We start from the raw sequence: 7,159 nt of genomic DNA, 5'->3' as shown, positions 1-7,159 counted from the left end.
CGGCCTCTTCGCGCGTGAACCCGCGCCCACAACGGGCCGTGCCGATCCGGGTTAGGTAGCCATCACCGACCAGTGTAGGAGCGGGTTTACCCACGAATGCGGTGGCGGCTGCGATGGTGAATGGCCAGGAAATCTTGCCGGCAGGTCCGGCCTCTTCGCGGGTGAACCCGCGCCCACAACGGGCCGTGCCGATCCGGGTTAGGCAGCCATCACCGACCAGTGTAGGAGCGGGTTTACCCGCGAATGCGGTGGCGGCTGCAATGGTGTATGGCCAGGAAATCATGCCGGCAGGTCCGGCCTCTTCGCGGGTGAACCCGCTCCTACGACGGGCGGTGTCGCTGTGGCTAACGACGAACGCGGCCCGTGCTGTTCACGGCTGCCGCCCCTGGCGTATGGCCCAGGGGTACTGCAACTCCCACTGCCACGCATGCCGGACGATCTGCTCCAACGCGGCGAACTCCGGCCGCCAGCCCAGCACTTGCAACGCTCTGCTGGCATCGGCCACCAACCGCGGCGGGTCGCCGGCGCGGCGGGGGGCGTCCAGCGTGTCGATCTGTCGCCCGGTTACCCCACGCGCCGTATCGATCACCTGCTGCACCGAAAACCCCAGGCCGTTGCCCAGATTGAACGCAGTACGCTCCCCACCCGCCAGCAGGTAGTCCACCGCCAACGCATGCGCCGTGGCCAGGTCCGACACATGCACATAATCGCGGATACAGGTGCCGTCCGGGGTGTCGTAGTCGCGGCCAAATACCGTGACCGCTTCACGCCGCCCCGATGCCGCCTGCAGGATCAAGGGGATCAGGTGGGTTTCCGGTTCATGCCGCTCACCCAACTGGCCCTCCGGGTCGGCGCCGGCAGCGTTGAAATAGCGCAGGCAGACCGACTTCAAACCGTAGGCACGGTCGAAGTCCTCGAGAATCTGCTCGACCATCCATTTGCTCAAGCCATAGGGGTTGATTGGCTGCTTGCCATGCGCTTCGTCAATGGGCACATACAGCGGGTTGCCGTACACCGCAGCGCTCGACGAAAACACCAGGTACTTGATGCCGGCGTTGACCATGGCCTGCAGCAGCGCAAGGGTGGCAGCCACATTGTTCTGGTAATACTTACCTGGCGCGCTGACCGACTCACCCACCTGAATGAACGAGGCAAAGTGAAACACCGCGTCGAACCGCACAACACCGAACAACACATCCAGTGCGGCTTCGTCGGCAATGTCCAGCTTGGCCCATTGAACCCCGGGGCCAGGTGATATCAGGTCCGCCACCACCACCTCATGGCCAGCGCCCTGCAGGTGCTTGACCATGTGTGAGCCAATGTAGCCGGCGCCACCGACAACCAGGCATTTCATGCGCACCCCCTGTGACCTGCTGTTTTAGCGACGCAGTGAATCGAGCGTAGATGGCCATGTGCCCTATTTCAAGAACAGCCAGTTGGACATGTAGCTGCCGTCGAAGGTCAGGGTGTAGTGCCCGTTGTCGTAGGCCACAGGCAGAGCCTTCAACTGCGCCTGTGCATCGCGGGCGTACAGCTTCAGGCCGGCAGGGGCCTGGATGGTCAGGCGGCCTTCCAGCGGCTCGACATTGAACGGTGTCTTGTCATCGGGCTTGGGCATGGCCCGGGTGCCCAGCGACACCAGCAGGTCCCGCGACTGCCCCAGCGGCTTGTCGTCCAGGCTCTGCACCACGACACTGGCATAGGGCGTAGTCGCCTGCACCTGCACAGCGCCCAGGCTGATCGAACGCCCCCCTAGCCAGCCGGTGGCGGCCTGGGTGAGCGGCGTGTCGATGGTGTAAAGGCCTTGTTGCCAGTTACGCCTGAGCTCGCCCGTGTCGGTGGTCGATTCGCTGGCATCCGCCGGCAGCAGCGATTCACCGGGGTCTTGCAGCACGTGCGCGCCGCTTGGAATGGCAGCAGGTTTCAGCCAGGGCAGTTGCGGCGTTTGCGGCAGGGCGATCTGCAAGCGGCCCTTTTCCATGGCAGTACGCAGCAGTGGCGAATTGCGCGGGGTGATTTCCTGGTTGTACAGGGTGGCGGCCGTCGGGGCGAATACATAGTCGGTGGTGGCCGGCTTCACGTCGCCTCGGCGATAGAGCAGGGCGGCAGCGGGCAGGGTGGCGAGCATGCCAGGGTCGTTGTAGGCGTGCCAGTTGTCTGCCGTGCGCCAACCCGGGTTGAACGCCTGTTGGCTGTAGGCATATTGCATCAGGGCGTCCCAGCCTTGGTGGCTGGCGGTAGCGGCCACGTACAGTGGCAGCGAGTGACGGTCTGGCAGCGGGAACGGCTCGGCGTTCCACTCGGTGACGGTCAATGGCTTGCCGACCACCTGGGCGGCGCCGATCCAGTCGATCATGCCGTCGCTGGTCAGCGGGTTTTTCTCCAGTTGCCCCATGTCACCATAGCTATGGGCGTCGATCACATCGCCAACGCTCAGTGCCGGCAGCGCACTCAGGCCGTTGCCGCCCCAGGTGCTGGTGGTGGCGATCGGCACTTTTACGCCCACGCTGCGCAGGTGGGTGATCATGTCGGCATTGAAGCGCTGTTCCAGCTCGTTGAGGAACAGCTTCGATGGCCCATGCTCCCAGGCACGCCAAGTCAGGTCGGCGGGCAGGTCGTACTGTTTGGCGAAGGCCTTGGCGGCCGCCATGTAGCGTTCGCTGTGGCGCGGCACATCCTTGTTCGGCATCAGGGCATTGCCGTAGTGCTGAGTCAGGTCGTTCTCGTTGGTGATCAGCACGGCGGCAATGGCCGGGTCATCTTTGTAGGCCAGCCCCGTGTATGGGTTGACGTGGGTCAGGTACTGCTCGGCGAAGCGCTTCATTGCCTGCTGGATACTGCGGTTGACGTAGGCGTAGCCCTTCAGGTCGATGCGCGCTTCGCCTTTGGCCAGTTCGTCGAAGTCTTCGATATTGTCGTTGGCAGTGAGCGCCCGCTGCACATGCATGTCCAGCCAGATGTAGATACCCTCGTCCTTGAGTGCTTTGATCCACAGGTCCAGCTTGCGCAGCGATTCGGCGCTGAGCTGCTGAGTGTCGCGCACCAGGGTACCGTCGCCGAACACATTGGGGCTGACCCAGGGTGAATCGTGATGATGCACGCGGACCAGGTTGAAACCCAGGGCCGACAAGCGTTTGGCCTGCTGGCGGATCTCCTCGTCGGGGCTTTTGAACAACGCATAGGCCGACAGGTTGGTGCCCCAGAACCGCACGGTGGTGTTGTCGGCAAACACCAGTTGCTCGCCGACCGCCTTGACGAAGCCACGCTTACCAGCGGGTTTTTCTGCTGCGTTGAGGAACGACAAGTCTACCGGCGCGCTGCGCCAGTCCAACTGGTCGTCTGGCCAGCTGGCCGGGTCGGCCAGGCCGAAGCGTTCGGTGGCAGTGGGTGCGAGCTCGATGTCCCCGGTCAGGTTGAGCACGGCCTTGAGCTGTTGCTTGCCGGCAGTGATCGGGTCCTGGTACAGAAACGCGCGCAGCTCAGACGGGTTGCCACGCTCGAAATACACCTTGGCCAAGGGCGGCTCGAAGCGCATTTCGATGCGCCGGCCCTGCTCGGCGTTGCCCCACCACCAGCCGCGGTTGCCTGGCAGCAATTGCGGGGCGCCCATGGCGCCGGTGATTTGCGCAGGATCGAACTGGAACACCATGCCGCCCCCCATCACCCCGGCCTTGCGGCTGTGTGCATCGAGGTCGAAGGTCCAGCTCAGGGTTTGCGCCTGCTCCTTGCGGATATCCGCGGCCAGGTCGAAGTCCAGTTCCTTGTTCTTGCCCAGCAGGGTGTAGTGGTACGGCCCATTGACCTTGAGGTCGGTGTAGAAGCCGGTCCAGCTCCAGTTGGCGGCCCAGAAATCGAACTTGGCTTTCATCACCGGGCCGCCACCACGGCTCACGGTGGGCAGGCCAGTGTGCTCGTCGACACTGACCTGCCAGGCAGACGCCCAGCCCGGCAATGGCAGCAAGATCAGGCTGGCGAAGGCCGAAAGGCGGATGAAACCACGCAGGGCGAGCGCATTCATGAACATTACCTGGGTTGGAGGTCGGGTTCGGCCAGTGCCACCGCGGGGCTGGCATGCAGCCGCCGCACCATCTGGGTGTAGGCCACGCCCAGACCGGCGATCGACCAGTACACCACGGGGATGAAGGTGATACTGCTGACGGTGAAGATGATCACCAGGATGCCGATCAGCGTTGCCAGTAACACGCGGCCAAGCTGTCGTCGTTCGTCGTCCTTGTCCGGGAAACTGCGCATCGCCTTGCGGATACCGTGCAGCACCACGGCAAAGAACGCCACGAACAGGCCAAGCCCGACCAGCCCCACGCGCAGCGCCAGGTTGATGTAGGTGTTGACGATGTCGATGATGCCTTCACCCTGGATCATCGCCTGCATTTCCGGGGTGTTGCGGAAGTCGAACGAGCCGAACAGCGGATTGCGCTGGATGACGATCCACGAGTTGTCCATCAGCCGCTCGCGGTAGGTGATGTTTTCCTTTTCGATATTGCCGATGTAGGGCAGCAGGTCCAGCACCTTGTCACCGCCCGGCACCACCGTCAGCAACGGCAACGCGAGCATGCCGGCCGCCCCTAGCAGCGCCAGGCGCCTGACCGCACCTTTGCCCAGCGCGATGAACACCACCACGATGACCACTGCGCCTATCCACGGCCCACGGGACAACGGCGCGAACAGGCCGGCCGCCAGCAGCAGGGCGCCCATGGCCCTGTGCAAGGGCCGCTGCACGTAACCCTGCACGAACAGGAACAGGCCGATCGCCACGCTCATCACATAGCCCAGGGCAATCGCCTGGCCGGTGGTGACACTGGCGCGCAGGGCGCCGCCACGGCTCAGGTAGCCGGACATGCTCCAAGGCACGCCCATGGCGTCGACCAAGGCGCTGTACAGCAACCAGTGGCGCACGTATTCGGCAACCGCGATCAGGGCCATGACGAACGAGGTGAGCACGAACGCCAACATCGCGTCCTTGAAGTCGCTGAGCTGGCGCAGGCCACGGCTGGCCACGTAGTACGGCAGGAATACGTCGACATACAGGTACAGGGCCTGGCGCAAGGTATCGGTCAGGGTGGTCTCGCGCAGGTACAGCACGCTCATCAGCACCAGCCCGGCGGCCAGCAGCCGGTCGGCCCAGGTGCGCCCAAAGCGCACAGTGTCGGGTTGCCGGCGCAGCTCCAGCGCAGCCGGCAGCAGCACGCACAGGGTCAGCAGCCGAATGTGGTTCAGGTCGACCAGGTAATTGACCACGCCGAACCCTGGCACTTGCACCGAGGCCGGCGGGATCAGGAACAACAGCATGTAGAACAGCGCCATGGGGTTGTGCTCGCGGCGCCGTGCCAGCAACAGGATGGCCGCACCTGCGGCCAGGTACAGCCAGAAGCTGTGCGAGACGAACGCCAGCACGGTAAGCAGGAACCACAAATTGCGCCTGCGCTTGTAATCACCGAGCGGAATCAGGTCGGTGGCCGGCCGCCGCGCCAACACGAAGACCACGCTCGCCAGAAACAGAATGACGATCAACGCACGAAAATGTTCAGGCATCGGCTATGTGCACCTTTCCTTCGGTGGGCAAACGGCGGCTGCCCTGTCGCGGAACTACGTTCTCTTCGGGCGAGTGGCAACGCCGGCCGGGTTCCCAAGACGCCGCCAGGCAGCGAAGCGCTGAGTTCCGGGCCAGGGCACTAGCATCGTGGCTAATTGAAACTATAGTGACTTTTAGCCAATCAGTCAGAGAATGAATTCATGCCGTCGATTGATGTGTCAGCCTCCGCGAGCCTGCGCAAGCGGGCCATGCGGGCCGGGTCGTGGAACCTGGTCTCGCAGGTGGCTTCACAGGTCATGCGCCTCGGCGGCAACCTGATCATGGCGCGGCTGTTGCTGCCGGAAATGTTCGGCGTGATGGTCATCGCCACCACCGTTTCGGTCCTCCTGCATCTGCTCTCCGATGTTGGCCTGCGCCAGAACATCATCCAGAGCCACCGTGGCGACGACCCGGACTTTCTCAATACGGCGTGGACCGTGCAGATCATCCGCGGCTTCGTGCTGTTCGCCCTGACGCTGCTGCTGGCCCTGGCGGCCTGGGTGGCGCAGTACCAGGAGGTGTGGCCGGCAGACTCCACCTATGCCGCCCCTGTGCTGCCGATGGTGTTGGCGGTTACCGGCCTGTCGGCACTGATATGGGGCTTCCAATCCACCAAGATCGATGTCGCGGTGCGGACCTTCCAGCAGAAGCGCGTGGTGCTGGTCGACCTGGCCTCGCAACTGGCCGGGCTGGTGGTGATGCTGATACTGGGCGTGCTGACCCACTCGATCTGGGCCCTGGTCATCGCGGGCTTGGTCTCGGCGGTGGCCTGGACTGTGCTGGGCCACACCGCATTGGAAGGGCCACGCAACCACTTGCGCTGGGACCGTACGGCACTCACCGAACTGATCGTCTTCGGCCGCTGGATCCTGTTGTCGTCGATGGTCGGCGTACTGGCCATGTACGGTGACCGTATCTGGTTTGGCGCCAGCATGTCGGCGGCGCAATTGGGGGTGTACTCCATTGCCGTGCTCATCCTTGGCGCGGTTCAGACGGCGCTGATGAAGATCGTCGGCGCCGTGGCGCTGCCAGCGTTCAGCGAGGCGGCCAGGGCCGACGACAAAGCGCGGCTGAAGACCCTGTATTACCGCTTCCGTTTGCTGGTCGACCTGCTGGTGCTGTTCATTTGCGGGGGCTTCCTGACTGCCAGCCCGCTGCTGATTGGCTGGATGTACGATGATCGCTACCAGGAAGCTGGCCAAATGCTGGCAATTCTTTCGCTGTCCTTCATCGTATTGCGCTATACCTTGGCTCATCAGGTATGGATTGCGTTGGGCCTCACCAAGTACCAGGCCATGGACAACATCATCCGCCTGGTTTCGCTGTGGGGGCTACTGCCGCTGTTGCTGGCGCTGGGGGGGGTGCAATGGGCGATCTGGGGGGTGGCCCTGCACACGGTGCCGACGCTGGTACTGGTTGTTCATGTCAATCGCAAGCTGGGCATCTTCAGCCTCAAACGTGAGCTGGTGGTGCTACCGATGCTGCTAGTGGGAGCGCTGTGCGGGGCGTTGCTGACGGCCTTCTTCAACTGGCTGTAGGGCTGCGTGCTGGGTGTAACTTTCATGGGGA

The 7,159-nt window shown here is 63.6% G+C and carries 4 protein-coding genes and 1 pseudogene; 1 reads left to right on the top strand and 4 read right to left on the bottom strand.

What is annotated here, in order from left to right:
- The 4 genes and pseudogenes from ACF8SD_RS11190 to ACF8SD_RS11175 form a co-directional block, all read right to left on the bottom strand.
- Window positions 1–283: pseudogene (locus ACF8SD_RS11190) on the bottom strand (hypothetical protein); the annotation flags it as partial.
- Window positions 284–370: 87 nt separating this feature from the next.
- Entirely contained in the window at window positions 371–1,354 is a 984-nt protein-coding gene (gene galE, locus ACF8SD_RS11185) for a UDP-glucose 4-epimerase GalE (protein ID WP_392484350.1), read from the bottom strand.
- A 63-nt stretch (window positions 1,355–1,417) separates the two neighbouring features.
- A complete protein-coding gene (locus ACF8SD_RS11180) occupies window positions 1,418–4,018 on the bottom strand; it encodes a glycosyl hydrolase family 5 (protein WP_392484349.1) in 2,601 nt (866 codons plus the stop codon).
- Between the two features lie 5 nt (window positions 4,019–4,023).
- On the bottom strand, window positions 4,024–5,550 hold the full coding sequence (locus tag ACF8SD_RS11175; RefSeq protein ID WP_173889045.1) for an O-antigen ligase: 1,527 nt from the start codon (window positions 5,548–5,550) through the stop codon (window positions 4,024–4,026).
- 201 nt (window positions 5,551–5,751) lie between these two features.
- On the opposite strand from ACF8SD_RS11175, the gene ACF8SD_RS11170 reads away from it, so the two are divergent.
- Entirely contained in the window at window positions 5,752–7,128 is a 1,377-nt protein-coding gene (locus ACF8SD_RS11170) for an oligosaccharide flippase family protein (protein ID WP_173889047.1), read from the top strand.
- The last annotated feature ends 31 nt before the right edge of the window (window positions 7,129–7,159 follow it).

The organism is Pseudomonas sp. CJQ_9, from assembly GCF_043106615.1.
Lineage (GTDB): Bacteria > Pseudomonadota > Gammaproteobacteria > Pseudomonadales > Pseudomonadaceae > Aquipseudomonas > Aquipseudomonas juntendi.
The sequence above is the reverse complement of the archived record's forward strand: the minus strand, read 5'-3'. Positions and strand labels throughout refer to the sequence as shown.